The 17,761-nt window shown below is 57.1% G+C and carries 17 protein-coding genes; 6 read left to right on the plus strand and 11 right to left on the minus strand.

All coding sequences use genetic code 11. From position 1 onward, the window contains the following. Positions 1-37 precede the first annotated feature (37 nt). From L1D43_RS17515 to L1D43_RS17525, 3 genes are all read left to right on the plus strand, one after another. Entirely contained in the window at positions 38-463 is a 426-nt protein-coding gene (locus L1D43_RS17515) for a RimK/LysX family protein (protein WP_239853661.1), read from the plus strand. A 129-nt stretch (positions 464-592) separates the two neighbouring features. Beyond that, complete coding sequence (locus tag L1D43_RS17520) at positions 593-1,963, plus strand: magnesium transporter (protein WP_239853669.1); 1,371 nt, start codon at positions 593-595, stop codon at positions 1,961-1,963. Positions 1,964-2,162: 199 nt separating this feature from the next. Continuing rightward, positions 2,163-3,110, plus strand: a complete 948-nt coding sequence (locus L1D43_RS17525; protein ID WP_239853672.1) for a putative sulfate exporter family transporter — start codon at positions 2,163-2,165, stop codon at positions 3,108-3,110. On the opposite strand, the gene L1D43_RS17530 is transcribed toward L1D43_RS17525, so the two are convergent. The 9 genes from L1D43_RS17530 to L1D43_RS17570 form a co-directional block, all read right to left on the minus strand. After that, on the minus strand, positions 3,051-3,242 hold the full coding sequence (locus L1D43_RS17530) for a hypothetical protein (protein WP_239853673.1): 192 nt from the start codon (positions 3,240-3,242) through the stop codon (positions 3,051-3,053). The two genes, L1D43_RS17525 and L1D43_RS17530, sit on opposite strands and share 60 nt — an antisense overlap. A 130-nt stretch (positions 3,243-3,372) precedes the next feature. Continuing rightward, on the minus strand, positions 3,373-4,104 hold the full coding sequence (locus L1D43_RS17535; RefSeq protein WP_239853675.1) for a DJ-1/PfpI family protein: 732 nt from the start codon (positions 4,102-4,104) through the stop codon (positions 3,373-3,375). 134 nt (positions 4,105-4,238) lie between these two features. Beyond that, on the minus strand, positions 4,239-5,411 hold the full coding sequence (locus tag L1D43_RS17540) for an HD-GYP domain-containing protein (RefSeq protein WP_239853686.1): 1,173 nt from the start codon (positions 5,409-5,411) through the stop codon (positions 4,239-4,241). A 239-nt stretch (positions 5,412-5,650) separates the two neighbouring features. Continuing rightward, positions 5,651-5,857, minus strand: a complete 207-nt coding sequence (locus tag L1D43_RS17545) for a hypothetical protein (RefSeq protein ID WP_239853688.1) — start codon at positions 5,855-5,857, stop codon at positions 5,651-5,653. Between the two features lie 30 nt (positions 5,858-5,887). Then, complete coding sequence (locus tag L1D43_RS17550) at positions 5,888-6,625, minus strand: DNA-binding protein (protein WP_239853786.1); 738 nt, start codon at positions 6,623-6,625, stop codon at positions 5,888-5,890. Positions 6,626-6,645: 20 nt separating this feature from the next. Further along, positions 6,646-7,185, minus strand: a complete 540-nt coding sequence (locus tag L1D43_RS17555; RefSeq protein WP_239853690.1) for a core component of ECF transporter — start codon at positions 7,183-7,185, stop codon at positions 6,646-6,648. A 14-nt stretch (positions 7,186-7,199) separates the two neighbouring features. Next, the gene (locus L1D43_RS17560; protein ID WP_239853692.1) at positions 7,200-7,871 is read right to left on the minus strand and encodes an energy-coupling factor transporter transmembrane component T; all 672 of its coding nucleotides are present in this window, start codon (positions 7,869-7,871) and stop codon (positions 7,200-7,202) included. Continuing rightward, positions 7,861-9,225, minus strand: coding sequence for an ATP-binding cassette domain-containing protein (locus tag L1D43_RS17565; RefSeq protein ID WP_239853694.1), 1,365 nt, complete (start codon positions 9,223-9,225; stop codon positions 7,861-7,863). The genes L1D43_RS17560 and L1D43_RS17565 overlap by 11 nt, the downstream gene beginning before the upstream one ends. Before the next feature lie 9 nt (positions 9,226-9,234). Beyond that, a complete protein-coding gene (locus L1D43_RS17570; RefSeq protein WP_239853696.1) occupies positions 9,235-11,364 on the minus strand; it encodes a TonB-dependent receptor in 2,130 nt (709 codons plus the stop codon). A gap of 389 nt (positions 11,365-11,753) precedes the next feature. Between L1D43_RS17570 and L1D43_RS17575 the strand changes: the two genes are divergently transcribed. After that, a complete protein-coding gene (locus tag L1D43_RS17575) occupies positions 11,754-13,112 on the plus strand; it encodes an isochorismate synthase (protein WP_239853698.1) in 1,359 nt (452 codons plus the stop codon). A 47-nt stretch (positions 13,113-13,159) separates the two neighbouring features. Here the strand turns inward: L1D43_RS17575 and L1D43_RS17580 are convergent, their stop codons facing one another. Next, positions 13,160-13,915 (minus strand): transporter substrate-binding domain-containing protein, encoded by a 756-nt coding sequence (locus L1D43_RS17580; RefSeq protein WP_052813643.1) that lies wholly within the window; start codon positions 13,913-13,915, stop codon positions 13,160-13,162. Between the two features lie 236 nt (positions 13,916-14,151). Between L1D43_RS17580 and L1D43_RS17585 the strand changes: the two genes are divergently transcribed. After that, positions 14,152-14,820, plus strand: a complete 669-nt coding sequence (locus tag L1D43_RS17585; protein ID WP_239853701.1) for a 7-cyano-7-deazaguanine/7-aminomethyl-7-deazaguanine transporter — start codon at positions 14,152-14,154, stop codon at positions 14,818-14,820. Between the two features lie 79 nt (positions 14,821-14,899). Further along, entirely contained in the window at positions 14,900-15,361 is a 462-nt protein-coding gene (locus tag L1D43_RS17590; RefSeq protein ID WP_239853702.1) for a GNAT family N-acetyltransferase, read from the plus strand. A 257-nt stretch (positions 15,362-15,618) separates the two neighbouring features. Here the strand turns inward: L1D43_RS17590 and L1D43_RS17595 are convergent, their stop codons facing one another. After that, positions 15,619-17,760, minus strand: a complete 2,142-nt coding sequence (locus L1D43_RS17595) for a HAMP domain-containing sensor histidine kinase (protein ID WP_239853705.1) — start codon at positions 17,758-17,760, stop codon at positions 15,619-15,621. Between the last annotated feature and the right edge of the window lies 1 nt (position 17,761).

Raw genomic sequence — 17,761 nt, forward strand, 5'->3', positions numbered from 1 at the left:
TGAAGAGGCATTAAGCGAGATTGAGGGACAAAGAGCGATGAACAAGATCATCATAGGCAACTTAGAGGCATGCGATCTGCCGGATCTGGGCATCAAGGATCTGCATGTACGCATCGACACGGGCGCCAAGACCTCGGCCCTGCATGTGGATAACCTCAAGCGGATCAAGGTGGGGGGGCGTCCCTATGTCGCCTTCGACCTGCATCCGGATGTGTACGACTTAGACCAAATCGTCCACTGTAAAGCACCTGTGCATGACTCCCGCCGCATCAAGTCGTCCAACGGCGAGGTGGAGCAGCGCTGCGTGATTGAGACCACACTCAAGCTGGGAGAGCATGAGTGGCCCATAGAGCTGACCCTGAGTAATCGCCAGGACATGACCTATCTGATGCTGCTGGGCAGAGAGGCGATGGGCGATCGCGTTCTGGTGGACCCGTCGGAGAGTTTTCTCATCAACGGCTAACCGTCTGTTGCAGTGCTTGCTAAGGCAGGCACTGGCTCTGCCTGTGGCAATGTAAAATGCAGGCTTTCAATGGTTTAGTTAAGGGCTTTCCCTTACACTGTCCCCCAAGCTCAACCAAGGACATCCCCTATGACAATGCCAGACCCCATACCACCCACAGATCAAGCGGCCAGAGACGACCTACTCGCCCGCGTCATCGACATTGTCAGCCATCCCGAGGCGGAGGAGCTACCCTCCCTCGGCTTTATCAGCGACTATTCCGATGCCGACCTGGCCGACCTGCTGGAGTCGGTGAGCGACCAGTATCGTTCGCCCATCTGCCGTAAGATCCCAATTGATCGCGGCTGGCCCATATTGCACCTGCTGCACTATGAAACCGCCCGCCACGTCTTAGATCTGCTCAGCCCCGAGCAGCTACAGGGACTGGCACGGCGTATCTCAGAGATAGATATCCTCACCTTCGCCGAGATTCTGCCCAGCGACATAGTCGAAGACTATCTGGATCAGCAAGAAGCCCTCACCACGGAGCAGATGCAACAGGCGCTGAGCTACCAGGATGAGGCGGTCGGCCGTTATCTCAACAACGATATCTTACGCTCGCGCCCAACCGCCACGGTTGGCCGGGTGTTGGAGAGAATAAATAAGCAGAAACAGCGGGAATATGTGGCCGTCTATGGTGTGGATGCCGAGGGGCAGTTTCATGGTGGCTGCACACTGGAGCAACTCTATCGTACCGATCCCGCCACCCCATTGGCCGAATGCCTCACCGAGCTCGAGATCATAGGCGACGAGCAGGACATCACTAAGGTGGCGCAGCAGTTCAATCCTGTGGCGGGGTTCGCCTGGGTGCCGGTTGAGAAAGAGGGCAAGATCATCGGCGCCGTCGCCCTGTCGACCCTGATGCACCGCCTCAAGGAGCGAAGCCTGGAGGTACTGGTGTCTGAGACGCCTCAGGATGAGGAAGACCTCTTTACCCCGGTCGGCGTGGCGGCGCGCATGCGCGCCATCTGGCTCACGACTAACCTGCTAACCGCCTTCCTCGCCTCCTGGGTGATCGGCCTGTTCGGCGACGCCTTGCAGCAGGTGGTGGCGCTGGCGATTCTGATGCCAGTGGTGGCCAGCATGGGCGGCATCGCGGGTAGTCAGACCCTGGCGGTGGCGCTGCGCGGTATTGCCCTTAACCACTTGAAACGCAGCAACCTGACCATGCTGCTGGACAAGGAGCTCAAGATTGCCGCCTTCAACGGCGTGCTGCTGGGCGCGCTGATCGGCGTGGTGGTGAGTTGGTGGTTCTCCTCTCTGGCGCTAGGGGGCATCATCTTCGTGGCGATTGTGTTCAACAGCCTGGCAGCGGCCTCGTCGGGTACTGTGATCCCTTTCTTGCTCAAGCAGATGCGAATCGACCCTGCGGTAGCGGGCTCGGTGATCCTCACCACAGTCACAGATGTGGTAGGCTTCTTCATCTTCCTCGGACTGGGTAGCCTGCTCCTGCTGAGCTAGCCTGACTGAGCTTAACTGGGCCTTAGTTGGGTTTGGTTGGACTTAGTTGGACTTAGCTGGGCTTGAAAACCTAGCCGAGCTGGGCGAAACCCGACACAGGTAAGATTAAAAATACCGAATCTGTGGTAAAACAGCCCGAATTCGATAGAAGGTTGGCAGGCCTTATTCTGCCAACCCGGTTAAACAAGATATAGACTCGATGAAAGCATTGTTTCAAAAGTGGCCATTTCCCCCCGCTCAGGCGATCTTCTTTCTCGCCGGCGCCCTCTGTCTGACGCCGGTGATCTCCTCGCCCATCGCCCTGGTGATAGGCTTCACCCTGGCCAGCCTGGGGCTGGTGCCCCAGCAGCTGGATATCGGCGCCCTGACCAAGAAGCTGCTGGCCTACGCCATTATCGGCCTCGGTTTCGGCATTCAGCTTGATGCGGCCATCAGTGCCAGCAGCCAAAATATCGGGCTGATCTTAGGCTCCATCATCTTTACCCTGCTACTGGGCACTGTGCTGGGCAGGCTGCTGAGAGTCGATGCCAAGCTGAGCCATATGATCGCCTCGGGTACGGCCATCTGTGGCGGTAGCGCCATCGCCGCCGTCGCCCCTGCCATCAAGGCCGACAGCCATGACACGGCCATCGCCCTGGCGACCGTGTTCGTGCTCAACTCCATCGCACTGTTTCTGTTTCCCGCACTCGGGCATCTGCTGCAGCTGAGTCAGTATCATTTTGGGGTGTGGAGCGCCATCGCCATCCACGACACCTCGTCGGTGGTCGGTGCCGCCTCGGCCTATGGTGATGAGGCGCTGCGCACCGCCACCACGCTCAAACTGGCCAGAGCCCTGTGGATAGTGCCCGTGGCACTGGTCAGCGCCATGGCCTTCGGGGGCAATCGACGCAAGGTCGCCGTGCCCTTCTTTATTCTCTTCTACTGTCTGGCGATACTGCTGGCGCACTTTGTGCCCCAGGGGCAGGTTCTCTATGACGGCATCTTTGCCCTGTCTAAACGTGTGTTGGTGCTCTGCCTGTTTATGATTGGCGCGGGGATCACCATAGGCAAGATGCGCCAGGCAGGAATGCGGCCGATGACCCTGGGATTACTGCTCTGGCTGATTATCGGCGCGGGTTCTCTGCTCTACATCGTCAACTTTAGCTGAAACGCTGTAGCGCCACACTAGGGTCACTATGGTAATAAAGGCCGCCAGCTCCACCAGGGAGCGAGCGAGTCCCGTGGTGAGCCAGGACGCCAACAGGAAGGCACAACACAAAAGCACTAGCCACTTTTTCATCTTTGCCTCCTTTAAGTTTAACGAAAGAGTTTGGCGAAATGATTAAGTGGCTATTATTTATTGCCGCCGAAATCTCAGCAAATACCCGTTTTTACTAACAAATAGCTGAATCGGCTAAGGACTAAATTGACTAACTTATGACGGCGTAGGGATCCTTGTCGGCATCACTGTTCCACTGATATTCGGTAAGCACCTCTATCTTCCTCGCCTGGGCCTCACCAAACTGCTGCGCGATATAGAAGAGCGCCGCGTCTGTGCCGGCCGACACGCCTGACGAGGTCAAGAAACGGCCATCGTCCACCCAGCGGGCGCTAGGCTGCCAGATCACCTTATCGTTTAATCCCGTCACCCAGGCATAGGCCATCTTGTTGGTGGTGGCGCTGACGCCATTAAGCAGATCCGCCTTAGCCAGTAGGGCCGCACCGGTACAGACGGAGAACACCTTCTTAGACACCTGCACCTGACGTGTCAGCCAATCTAACAAACGGGTATCGTCCACCAACTTGCGCGTCCCCATGCCGCCGGGGATCAATAGGAGATCGCACTCGACCACATCATCGAGCAGCCTGTCGGCAACCACTCTCGGCCCCTGGTAACTGCGCACGATAGACTTAGGACCGATCAGGGTGATATCGACGCTAGGCAGATGCCCCAGCATCTCGATGGGACCATGCAGATCTAAGGTTTCATAGTCATCAAACACCAGAGCCAACACCTTGAGCGGTGCTTGGGTTTGATCAAGTGCCTGGGTTTGATCTTGGTCTTTGACAGAATTGTGAGTAGGACTCGCGGCAATTAGCTTGGGGGAGAGACCCGCGGCGAGAAGCGCGCCGCCGGCCAGGATAAATTCTCTTCTGTTCATCGATGACTTAAGCCAATTTCAGTAATAGATTGGCGCCAGTGTATCCGCCCACGGCGCGCCATACAGCACGGCATTGGACTTCTGCTAGCCAGCACGCAAAATCCTTGAAATCTTGATGCCTGTTGCAGGCTAACTCAGTAGAAGGGGCTTGGGTCCACATCCAGGCTGCTGGGCGACACGCCGCGCTCGATATGCAACTCCGATTTAAGCAGATCCACCATAGCCACCTCGGTGTAATGCTTGTGCTTCACCGAATAGAAGGTCTTGATCACCGGGTGTAGGGCGTCTCTGTCTTTCGCCTCCCAGACGATTCCCACCCTGCCATCGGAGAGCTGCACCAGGGAGCCAACCGGATAGACACCGACACAACGGATAAACTCATACACCAGCCTCTCGTCCAAGTGGAAGGGGGTCAGGCTGAGCAAGATCTTAAAGGCCGCGGCCGGGCTCATCGCCTCCTTGTAGCAACGGGTCGCAGTCAGGGCGTCGAAGATATCCACGATACAGCTCATGCGACCATGGAGGGAGAGCTCCTCCCCCTTGAGGCCATTGGGGTAACCCTTGCCATCGAGCTTCTCGTGGTGCATCAGACAGACATCGCGGCTGATCTGCGACAGATCCTCTGTCTCGGCCAGGATCTCCTGGGCATAGACCTGATGCAGCTTCATATGCTCAAACTCTTCCGGCGTCAGACGCCCCGGCTTGTGCAGAATGCGATTATTGACGCGCACCTTGCCGATATCGTGCAAGATGCCACCCACCGCTAACTGTTTGAGCACGCTACGCTTGAGCTTGAGGTAGCGACCGAAGGTCACCAGGAGGAAGGCCACATTGATGGAGTGTTCCAACAGATAGGCATCTTTGGAGCGCAGGGCCGAGATACACTTGAAGGCGTCGGCATCGAGCATGACAGATTCGAGCATCTTGTCCGCCAGTGCCTCGAAAGGCTCTACCTTGACCGCCTTACCCTCGAAGGTCTCGGACAAGACCTTCTTGACCAGATCTTTCGCCTCGCTCATCAGGCGTTTGGCCTTCTCCTGGGACTGATCCCGGGTCAGCCGTATTATCTTCTCTGGCTCTTGTTTCGGCCTGAGTCCACACTCTGGCGCCGACCTTTCTACGTCGACCCAGACATACTCGATACCGTTACGCACCAGCTTATCTATGGCTTGTCGATCTTTAATCTGTCCCGGATTGGTGATATTGACTCTTCCCTGATGATCGATAGCCGCAACATACATGCCCAGCGCCAAGTTTGGCACCGGCACCTTCATAACATCCGCTTTTTCGTTCACGCTTTCGGTCATACCGCTTTCCCAAAAAATCACCCGGTTTTCGCATCCGCTCCTTTTTAGCCTAGTCTAAATCCCTTAGCTTCGGTGCGATTGCCTGTGAAAACACTGTGATAGGAGGAAATTATAGTATGCCTAGGCGCGGCAGAACGCCAGAGGCCGGTGAGGATAGTTCCAGGTTGAATGCCGATTTATCCCTATTTTCCGGCCCCGAAAATGAGGCAAGTTTTTGTAAAGCAAAGACTAATATACTGCTACAAGAAGGTACACTCGATGGCGTCGATCAACCAACGACGACGGGCACAATTGACGCAGGAACGCTCGATATCATCCACCTGCTCATCTTCATCGTCGGCGATGAAGCCGTCGCACCCGGCCGCCAGTTGCCGCGAGGCGCCATACTCCTCCCCATCTAGGGTCAGTTGCCATCGCCCCTGACGTAGTTCAAATGCTTGCTGCATGCTATTCCTCATCGACTTAGCAGTGGGCCGCTAATAGTGTTTCAGCTGCTGCTTGAGGGCGTTGCGCCAGCGGCCCTGATCCTGATACACCAGCAGGGAGACCTGATGATCCCGATAGACAGCCTTCACCTTGCCCGACAGGTAGAGAGGGGTCTTGAAGCAGAGCTGCTCGCCGCTATCGCTGAGCACACGGTCGACGCCGGTCAGCTCGATCGCCTCACCAACCGAGAGCGACACCTCGCCCGCCTCTAGCCCGGGCATCTTAAACTGCCCCTTGATGCGACCATCGTTGCCCTGCAACCTCAGCCCCAGGCCGGCTAAGGCGCCAATCACCCCCTGCCCCGTACCGCCATGTTCGCTCAGATGTATGCCAAGCTGCTCGGCCAGGGCGTAGGCTTGCGCCTTGGTTTTCACCTCCTCCTTGGCCTGCTCGCCGAAGGCGATGAGGGGAGCCTGCTCAAACGGGCTGTGCAGATCCAGCAGGGCGATGCCGGGATCGGCGGCCGCGGCGCTCTCGCTACGCAGATGGGCCACGGCTATTGCTAAGATCTCATCCTGAGACTTAGTGGTACGCACCTGAAAACACATGGCGCTGTTGTGTGAGGTATAGGGGATATCCGGATGCACGTATAGCTGATGACGGGTGACGAATGCGCAGCGACTCAGGTGATTATCGCTCAGTAGCTGGGCTATCTCCTCGGCGATCTCCCCGGTTCCCTTAGTGCCAATATCGTCGGTATCGTCGATACACACCAACCAAGATCTCAACCCAGATGCTCTCACCATGCTTAAATCTCCTCTCTATCTATCAGATCGTGGCTGCGTAGCCGCTCCAACACGGGTGGAACGAGCAAGGCCGCCAGCAAGGCGAAGAAGCTGCCAAACACCAGACTCTTACCAAATTGCAGCGCCACGACTTGTGGACTCAGACCCACCAACAGCCCCTCGATCAGGCCCTTGCTGGCCCAGGCCAGGGTGCCCACCAGCGCCAGTATGATGCAGCGCCACTTGAGCGCCAGCAGGCTGGGCAGAAGCAGCAGACAGATATCCATGGCGATGGCCGGCAGGCCAAACTTCACCAGCAGGAAGGGACCGCCCTTGCCGACGCCCAGGGTCATAGCCATCATGCCCGCCAGCAGGCCACACAGGCTGATGGCACCGCGTTTACCCACGGCACCATAGCAAATTAAGTAGAAGAAGCTCATCAGGAACATGGAATGTCCCGACAGCCCCAGCTTCAGCCTCAGCATCCCCTTCAGCGCCACCAGCAGGGTGGCACAGAAGCCGATAAACAGGGCGTCATTTAGGTTGAATCCTTTATTGTTCATACGCTTGGTTCTCACTAATAGGGCCAGTGGGTCGGCTTGGGATGACGACCAAACTGGCGCAGCCTGGCCGCGGTGGCCATCTGCTTGGATAGTTTTAACAGCTGGATCAGCAGCGGATAGAGCACGCAGTAGATCAGCTCACGCCAATGCTTGGGTCGCCACAACGACTTGAGGCGAATGTTGGCGCCGCGCATTACCTGCATCTGATAGATCTCCCGCGTCTCCTGCCCCAGATAAGGCAAGATGCCGAAGCAGGCGGCCAACACGAAGGCCCACTTGTGGGGCAGACAGAAGCTGAGTACCTCGCCGATACGCTGGGGCGAGCAGGCCACCGACAGCCACCAGCCGGGGATCATGGCCATCAAGATGCGGCAGACGGCGATAATCCCCTCGGGCAGACGCTCGAGCCCGTGCAGCAGCAGATAGAGCAGGCTGGTTATCGCCAACTGACTGGTGAAGATCACCAGCAGCCCCCTGAGCCGACCGCCCAGGTAACGACCCTGTATCAGCAACAGCAAGTTCGCCAGGCCCAGGTAATGCAGCCATGACAGGGGCAAGAGGAAGGCGCAACTGGAGAGCCCCAGTGCGAGCAAGATAGCGAGCGCGCACCAGCGGGTGTCGTTGACCGCGAAGTGGCGTTTAGCACGGCGCACTCCAGGCGCACGTACGCCGCGTCTAGCCCACACGTGAATACGCCTGTGGCGAGGCCGAGAGAGTCTCGAGACGCCCATCCGCCACCCGCCAGAGGCGGTCCACCGGCAGCGCCGCAATCGGCCTGTGGCTGGCGATCACCAGGGCGGTGCCCTGACGGCTCAGCTCCATCAGCAGCGCCACTATCTTGTCGGTGAAGTGGGCATCGAGCCCGGCGAAGGGGTCGTCTAACAGCAGCAGCTTGGGCCTGAGACAGGCGAGCGACGCCAAGGCGATCAGATGCTGCTGGCCGTAAGAGAGCGTATGGGGCGAGTGTCGCGCCAAGGTGGTCAGCCCGAGTTGTCCCAGCAGGGCGATGGCCCTATCCAGCGGCAGACCGTAACGCTTGAGGCTAAACTGCATCTCCTCGATCACGGTATTTTCAAACAGTTGCCGACTCGGTCTCTGGTGCAGCAAGGCCAGATCGGCGCCGAAGCGTCCCAACTTGGGACGCTGACCAAACACCTTGATGCCTAAGGGATCTATGCCCGCCTGGATACCCGCCAGACTCTTGAGCAGTGTGCTCTTGCCGCAGCCATTGTCGCCCACCAGCGCCGCAATCTCACCGGGAAAGAGCAGCAGGGACTCGGCATCGAACAGCTTCTGACGCTCTCGAAATGCCAGGGTAAAACCATGGCTGTCGATGACGGCACTTCCCTGAGGCCAGCAGGGCGACTCGCGCCAACACACCTGCTCGGGACTCGTATCCACCTCTTGCGCCGATAACGCCTGCAGCTGACCCTGGCTTAACTGCCATCTGTGGGTCACTAGATCCTTGAAGACACCCTGATGGTGCTCGACGATCAACAGGGCAACCCCCTGCTGCCTGAGCTGGGTTAGTACGGCCGCCAGCTCCTGCACACCCTGATCGTCCAGCTGGGCCCAAGGCTCATCCAGCAAGAGTAGATCCGGCTCGAGCACTAGCTGGGCGGCGATCATCAGACGATAGCGCTGACCCAGCGAGAGGCTGGTGATCGGCGTGTCCAGGCTGATGTAGAGGCCGACCCGCCGCAGCGCCGAACGCACCTGCAGCAACATCTCATGGCTGGCGACCCCTAGGTTTTCGAGGGCAAAGGCCACCTCGGCCCCCAGGGTCTGGCGCAGCAGCTGCACATTGGGGTCCTGCATCACCACCCCAAGGGTGGCCCCATCGGCTATCTCCCGCTCCCCCTCCCAGGGGCGCTCCAGGATCCCCAGCAAGAGCTTGAGCAGGGTCGACTTACCACAGCCGGTATAGCCGTGAATAAGATGACACTCGCCGGGAGCTATGGTCAGATTGAGATCCTCAAACAGCGGCTGCGCCGCTGTCTGGAAGTTAAAATGGATCTGACTGAGTCGCACCAGGGCCATGGTTTATACCTATAGCTGCCAGTTCACACCTAGGAACACCTGACGGCCCGCCTGAGGCAAGCCTTCGCTCTGATAGTAGCGCTCATCGAGCAGGTTGGCGGCCCTGAGGTAGACAGATAACGCGTCACCGGCAATAGGATGGCTCAACTTGAGATCCACCAGTGTGTAATCATCCAGCGACTTCTCCACCTGCTGTTTCTGGCCGGCAACCTTCTCCTCGGTGTGATACACCTGCCCCATGATATGCTCAATATTCAGGTTGATGCGGGTGGCAAAGCTAAACTCATAGTCCGCCTGTAGCCTGAATTGATGGCGCGGACGGTACTCTAAGGTATCCAGCCCTGGCGCAGCATCCTTGTCTTCGCTGTCGAGGAAGCTGTAGCCGAAGCTCAGCGACAGGTTGTCGATGCTCTGATCGCGCACCAGGAAGTCGACCCCCTTGAACTGATAACGCCCCATGTTCTGATAGATGCCATCGACATCCTTGGCGATATAGTTTTCCGCATCCGTGTAGTAGGCCGCCAGACTCAGATCTGTGTTGCTGCCCAGCCCCTGCGCCAGACTCAGCTCCAGGTGCTTAGAGGTCTCAGACTCGAGATCCTGGTTGCCCGACGAGAGCGAATAGAGGTTGCGCATCGAAGGAAAACGTACCTTGCGGGCCACACCTAGGTTGAGGCGAGTGGCCTCTGCAGCCTGCCAGTAGGCGGAAGCCTGCGCCGAGTAGTCGGACTCATCTTCGCGCACACGTTGTTGCTCATGTAGGGCGCCGCCCAGGCTGGCACCGACGCTGTCCTGCTGATACTGATATTCCGCCGCCAGGGTGTAGAGCCAAGAGGAATCGTCGAATGACTCGGCGCCGCCAGAGCCATTACCGCCACCCGAACCGTTTCCGCCGCCGCTACCAGAACCTGAGCCACCGCCCGAACCGCTACCACCGCCAGTCCCAGAGCCCGAACCGCCGCCGGTTCCTGAACCACTCCCTGATCCAGATCCTGAACCAGAGCCGCTGCCTGATCCGCTACCAGCATCGCTAGTCTCTATCTTCTTGCTCTCTGACTCCCAGCTCTGATGCTCGGCGATCAGGGCGCCGGTCAACAGGTGGCCCTCATCGAAGTCGGCGATCAGCTGCACATTACCGCCGCTCACCACAGAGCGGCCATCCAGGCTTTGCTGCACACCGACAAAGCTGTCATCCAGATAACGGTTTTCCAGCACGTCCGACTGATTCTGATAGATAAAGCCCCTCAGGGTCAGCAGCTCGTTAAATCTATGGGCCAAGCCCAGCTGCACCGTGTGGGCGTCGTAGTCATCGACGCGTTCAAATCTCGTCTTGCCGTTGGTGGTACCGTCGACGGTAGGTTTGCCCCAATCGCCGCTGCGTAGGCTAAGGTTTGCCATCAACTGAGTATTGTCCGACAGCCAGTAGCTGCCCTGGGCAAACAGGTTATCGATGGTCTTGTCGCTGTTGAAGCGGGTATCGCCCTGCTGCAGCTCGGTATCGGGCTGATCGCCAGACACGGGCCAGCCATCTGTCTGCTGACGCGACAGCGAAACCAGCCCCTGCCAACGCTCGCCAGAGCCAGCAACAGTCACGTCGCCGTTGAAGGTATCATTTTCACTGCCCTCGAGATGGCCGGAGAAACCTGGCACGTCGGCGCCCTGCTTAGTGCGAATGTTGATCACGCCGCCCGCGCCGCCTGGACCGTAGAGCACAGAGGTTGGCCCCATGGAAACTGTGACCGAGGCGATCTGGCTGGCGGGTACCACGCTAGGGTCGAACTGACCATCTTCGGCGCCATTGGCCGGCACACCGTTGATCAGATAGATGACATGGCGGGCCTTGAAGCCACGCACATCGACCCTGGGCGTGCCCTGACCGCCAGTACGCACATAGACACCGGGGGCATTCTTTAATATCTGGTCTAGGCTCTGGGCACCCATGGCCTGAATCTCATCGGCGCTGATGGTCCAGCTGCTGGTGGTCTGCTGTAGCGGCGTCGGCTTCTCGCCTGTGATCACTATGACCTCAGCTACATCTAAGATGGGTTCGTGTTTTACTTCCTCGGCCATGACCAGAGGGCTGGCGGCAACGGCGGCTGCCACGAGTGATAATGTGAGACTAACTGGTTTGTTTTTCATGCTTACTTCGCTGTGTCATTTCCCTATGGCCGTCATTCTTCCGGCTTACACCTGTAGCAACAAGCTAACGAAAACCAAAAACAAACCCAGATCGACAAATTTGAACAAATGCCGTGATGGTGGCAGTAGACAAGGGACATTTTGTCCAGTGTAAAACCTTGATTAGACAAAAATACACAGGATAGAATTGCTTCCCAAATAAATGACAAATCTCTCTTTTCTTGGGCAAGCTCACAGCTTAACTGCCTGTAACTTGACAGCTAACAGTCGGCACATTAGTTTGTGGTAAAGATTCTTATTACCAATTCAGATAAGTCTCAGATTCGCCGTGTTTGATGTCCTTACCCGCCTTCAAACCCACGCACTTTTTTACCAGGTTGGAGTATTTCTTGAGCGTTTCCTCGCTGCCACAGGCCATACAATCCCTATCCCGCAAACTCGAAAAACTCGATATTCACCCCCAGGGTGAACCGATCATTCAGTTGTCGGTGACGGCCTGTGTTATGCCGATGATCGCCTGGATCGCCAGCCAACCTTGCTACCCCAGGATCTATTGGCATGGCCGCGACACCCAGGAAGAGGTCGCCGCCCTGGGATGCTGTAAAGATTTTGTCTTCGAAGATGCGGTAGACGACAACCAGCTTTCTCAGGCTTATCAGACCCAGAGGTCACTCTCGACCAATCAGGAAATACGCTACTACGGCGGCGTCGCCTTCGATCGTCATACCGAGTGCTGGCCCGAATATGGTCGTGCCCATTTCATCCTGCCCAGGGTCGAACTCAGGCGTAGCGGCGATGAATACAAGCTGCTGGTCAATCTCAACGTAGAATCTCGCGATATCGAGCAGGAGCGTAACCTGGCGCTGCAGGCCCTCGCCGCTTTGGTACCACCCAAGCCGCTGGCACCGCCAAACAAGATCCATCTGCTGAGCCGCAGCGACCGTCCCAACAAGCTACGCTGGCACGAGCTGGTCAACCAGGTCACCCATGACAGGTTTATTCAGGACACGCCTAAGGTAGTGCTGTCCCGTCTGACCCAGCTCGAGGTGAACGAGAAGGTGGATCCCTGGATGCTGCTGGCAAGCTGGCAGGGTCGCAACCAGAACAGTTTTCAATTTGGCTTTCAATTCAGCCCAGAGAGCGCCTTTATCTCTTGCACCCCTGAGCGTCTGTATCGACGCCGTCAGCGGGAGGTGTTTACCGAGGCGCTGGCCGGCACCACCACGCGTGGGCTCAACGAAGCCGAAGATGCCTTGCTTGCGCAACAGCTGCTGGACGACACCAAGAACAGCCACGAGAACCAGCTGGTGCGTGAACATATCGTCGATGCCCTGACGCCGCTGAGCAACTATGTGGGGGCCGATGAGCTGGCCAAGGTGTTTAAGCTGAGCCATATCCAGCATCTGCACCGCGCCATTCGCGCCGAACTCAAGCCTGGGGTGAACGATTTTCAGATCCTACAGGCCCTGCACCCCACACCGGCCGTGGGCGGCCTGCCGAAGGCTTCGGCCATCAACTTTATCCGCCAACGCGAAGGCTATACCCGAGGCTGGTATGCCGGCGCCTGTGGCTATTTCAACAAGTATGAGAGCGAGTTTGCGGTGGCGATCCGTAGCGCGCTGATTGAACCCGGGCGCATCAACCTGTTTGCCGGTGCGGGCATAGTCTCGGGCTCAGAGGCCGAGGCGGAGTGGAACGAGCTGGAGAACAAGCTCAAGACCATAATGTCGATCCTGACCGAGGTCTAGCTCTTACCTAACCAGGCTGATAGACGCTAGCAGAGTTGGCCTCAGGCTTATTTACCCAGCGGCACCCGGTCGCGATAACCAACGTTGGCCTGAAACAGACGATCCAGCTCACCGCTGGCGAGCATGCGCGCCATGGCACGGTTAAAGATCGCCTTCAAGCGCTTACCTTTCTGCGTCTGGGGAAAGACGAAGAATACCTCCGCATTGAGTACATTTTCTTTTATCACATACTGCTGCGGCCGATTTAACTGGCTGGCGAGCCCCAGCAAAGAACGCTTATAGTCGAGCACGGCGTCTATCTTGCCGCTGTTAACATGGTTGAGCATCTGCAGCAGATCGCTCCCCTCCTCGTAATACATGGGCACCTTGATAAAGGTATCGTAGCGATACTCCAGCAGCGCCTTCACCTTCTTCTTTTTCAGGCTATTGATGTCCTGCCAGATAGCCGCCAGCTCGGGCGTCAGGGCGGCATCCACCTGATCCACCTCCACCGGCAGGTCACAGTAGTATTCGGGTTTGACTTCGTCGAGATAGAAGCCCAGCCCCACGTCGACCTTGTGATGCTGCACCATGTAGAGGGCGCGGGAGAAAGGCACAAAATCGACAGAGAGCTTCCACTTGGGGGCAGGAAAGGCGCTTTGCATCAGCGCGAGGTAAAAGCCTTTGCCGTCTGGCGTGCTAAAGCCGGGCCAGTTGCCGGTTACCACGGTGATCTCCTCAACCTCTTCGGATGCGGCATGCCGTGGCGTACCCGCTAACATGCAGGCGCACAAGATGACGACAAGATAACGCCAGGATCTCATCGACCCCTCCTCGAAATCATGGTGATATTCAACCAAGTGTAGTCTCTTTATGCCTTGTAAGCGGGAGCTCGGCAGAGAAAACGACGCAAAATCCTTGCTCATTTGGTCTTAATGACTATAATTTGCCGCCCTGTCTCCCGGGCTAGGCTCAGGACACGGCTAACCGAGGCGCAAGCCTTACCCAGTTTCTAAGCGGGTTCCCTCACCCCGCGTTAACCCACTAAAAAGGCCACAAGATGTTAATGTTATCCCCGGCGCAGATTCAGCGTGCGCTCCTGCTGCTTGTCAGCTTTCATATCGCCATAATCACCGCAAGTAACTACTTGGTTCAGCTGCCCTTTCAGCTATTTGGTTTTCATACCACCTGGGGCGCCTTCAGCTTTCCCTTCGTCTATCTGGCCACAGATCTGACGGTGAGAATCTTCGGCCAACAGTCCGCGCGTAAGATCATCCTCAGGGCCATGATACCGGCGCTGTTGATCTCCTATCTGATCGGCGTGCTCTTCCATCAGGGCAGTTTTCAGGGTGGCGACGCCTTAGCGCAATTCAACAACTTCGTGTTTCGTATCGCCTTCGCCAGTTTCGCCGCCTATCTGGTCGGCCAGTTGATGGATATTACCGTATTCGCCCGCCTCAGACAGGCCAAGGCCTGGTGGGTCGCACCGGCCGCCTCGACTGTGGTTGGTAACCTTATCGACACCCTGGTGTTCTTCAGCGTCGCCTTCTACGCCTCGAGCGACCCCTTCATGGCCGAGCACTGGATGGAGATCGCCAGCGTCGACTATGGTTTCAAGCTAATCGTCAGCCTGGGGCTCTTCCTACCTGCCTACGGCGTCTTACTCAGGGTACTGCAGGAGCGAATTTTGCGAGAAGGCCAGACAAAATCGCAGACCGAACTGGCCTGACCAGTTGATTTATACTATCATCGCGGCACTCAAATTTTCACCAGTGCCGCCATGCTAGCACCAACTTTGGAGAGCCAAGATGTACACCACAAGTATCGAGCATCACACCCAACTGAGCGATGAGCTCATCGACACCCTCATCGGCCTGAGCCAACAGGTGCCCGAATTCGACGGGCGTCTTCAGGCGGCAGATTATCAATCACGCCTGAACGGCAAGCCCTTTCTGGTGCAGCTGATCCGCATCGAGGGCGAGCTGGCGGGCTATAAGATAGGCTATGGAGAGGCCAATGGTGAGTTTTACAGCTGGCTAGGTGCCATACTGCCTGAGTTTCGCCAGCTGGGGCTGGCCAAGGCACTGATGCAAGATCAGGAGCGCTGGGCCAAGACTCAGGGCTTCAACACCCTGGCGGTTAAGACCTACAACCGCTTCGCCAGCATGTTACAGCTGCTGATAAAGCAGGGCTACAAGATAGCCGGCTTGGAAAATTCCACGGCCAATATCGATGATAACAAGTTGGTTTTAAACAAGTTACTGAGCTAGAGACTGTTAATCGTGAATCTTTACACGATAAAAGCTTGCAAACCTAAATGATAATTATTACTATTTGAGTGCGTTCCAAAACTCAGTCTGTTTTAAGCACTTCATCTCTGCTTACAATGATGAGTTCGCAAGCACAACATTGCTCACACACACTCTTTGTGGCCGGAATATAACTATTCCGGCTCTTTTTTTTATCTGAAGTCCAGGCTTACCGAGCTGCCCAGGGAGTCTTTACGAATCCCTAAGCCATACAATCACTAGGCCTCTCGCACCTTCTTGTCCAGCGCACTCGAGAAATGCAGTCCCTCGTAAGGCGGATTGAACTGATCGTCGATCGCCTTGTGGTACAGGCCTATGGTAAACAGGGTGCCCTTACCGACCGTTGAGCTGACCTCTATGGTGCCGCCGATCCGCTTGATGATGCCATAACTTAGCGACAGCCCCAGTCCGGTACCATCCTGACGCGTGGTATAAAAAGGATCGAAGATGCGCCCCAGCTGTTCCTCGGGGATCCCCTTACCCTCATCTTCCACCTCTATCTTGACCCCTATGGGCTCACCGCCCTGGACCCAGTCATAGGTGCGGATCCAGATGCGTCCCTGTCCATCCATGGCGTGGGCGGCATTAACCACCAGGTTAATCAGCACCTGTAATAGCTGAGGGCGATTGACCTCGATTGGATAACTGGCGTTGAGATCCTGGATCAGCACCACCTCCTGCTTCTTGATGGAGTGACGCACTAGGATGGCCATCTCCTCGACGATCGGCGTGAGCTGATGCATCTCCAGTGGCGCGTTGAACTCGCCGGGACGACTGTATTGCAGCAGGCTGCGAATAATGGTGCTGATGCGGCCCACCTGCTCGATGACGATGTCTATCTCTTCCTCGACATCCTCGGCCTTGGCGCCGAGTTCAGACTTGAGCAGCTCCATGTTGCCCAAGATCACCGCCGTCGGATTGTTGATCTCATGGGCGATCCCCGCAGTCAACTCACCCAGGGCGGTTAGCTTCTCGTTGGTCACCAGTTGCTGACGGGTCTCGTTCAGCAGGGCCACGTTACGCTGCAGCTCCTCCGTCTTCTCCTGCAGGCTGCGGGTACGCTCCTCGACCTTAACCTCCAGCTGCTCGGCCGCCGCCTGGATCTGCGAGTTACGCCGCTGCAACAGATCCAGCATGCGGTCGAACTGTTCGGCCAAATTAGCCAGCTCGTTGTCTCGCTCAAGCCCCAAGGAGCCTATACGCAGGTTGCGCCCCGACTGCACCGCCTTCACCACGTGGTGGATCCGCTCAATCGGCTGCAACAGGCTATAGGCGCCGCGGTAGACCAACAGACCAGAGACCAGCAGCACCAACATGAGTATGGTGCCCAGCTCTATGATGTTGAGCAGGTAGTTATGGATAAAGGGCGACTCTGAAAACCCCGTATAAATCATGCCAATGCGCTCGCCACGAATATCTTTGAGCGGGGCATAGGCCGAGATAAACCAGTCGTTGTAGACGAAGGCGCGATCGACCCACAGCAGCCCCTGCACTAACACCTTCTGCCGCACCTCTTCCGACACCAGACTACCGAGCGCTCGGCCGCGCTTCTCGCTGTCTTGAGGGAAGAAGTTCAACGGCACGTTAGTGCTGATACGGGTGTTGTCGAGGAAGATGGTTACCGTGCCGATGGAACGCTCTGGCAGGGTGCCCTTGTCATAAACCAGGTCACGAATATGATCCACGATACGAATGTCGCGATTGAGCAAGATGCCGCCGTCCAGATACCAGCCCACCTTGCCATCGCGGCCCAGGATAGGCAGTAGACTGCGGCTCAACATGCCGCGCTTCTCGACATCCTTACTCGGCTTCTGGGATCTTGGAGTATCCACCAGGGTGATCACCGCCTCCTGCTCCAGATTGGGCGACAGCCGGGCCAGACGTTGTGGCTGGAGCACCATCAAGCCGGAGAAGGGTTGGTTGTCCTGTATCTTGGGCAGCATCACCCTAAGGTCTGGGTCCTGGGCCGCCTCGGCGACGCTGACCAGGCGCAGAAAGTCCAGATCCAGCTCGGCCTGCTTTTGCTTTAGCAGCTCGGCCAGCTTGGCTCTGGCGGCCTTAGTGTCTCCATCGAGATCGCGAAATTCGTTCTGAAATTCCCAGGAGGCGCGCACCAGCTCCAGCTGATTTTCCTGCTTCTCCTGCACCGAGATGAGCGTGTTACTGGCCACCGTCAGGTCGGCCTTCACCTTCATGAAGAGCTGCTTGCCCGTGTAGCTGATGTTCCAGTAGATGGTGATAAACACCAGGCTCACCAGGGTGAGCAAAATGGGCAGCAGGGTGAGGATCAGGATGCGATAACGCACCTTGGCCTGCAATTGCTGCCAGTTGACACCAAAGAGACGCGAGAAAAAAGACACG

The organism is Shewanella sp. Isolate8, assembly GCF_022398495.1.
In the GTDB taxonomy this organism is placed as follows: domain Bacteria; phylum Pseudomonadota; class Gammaproteobacteria; order Enterobacterales; family Shewanellaceae; genus Shewanella; species Shewanella aquimarina.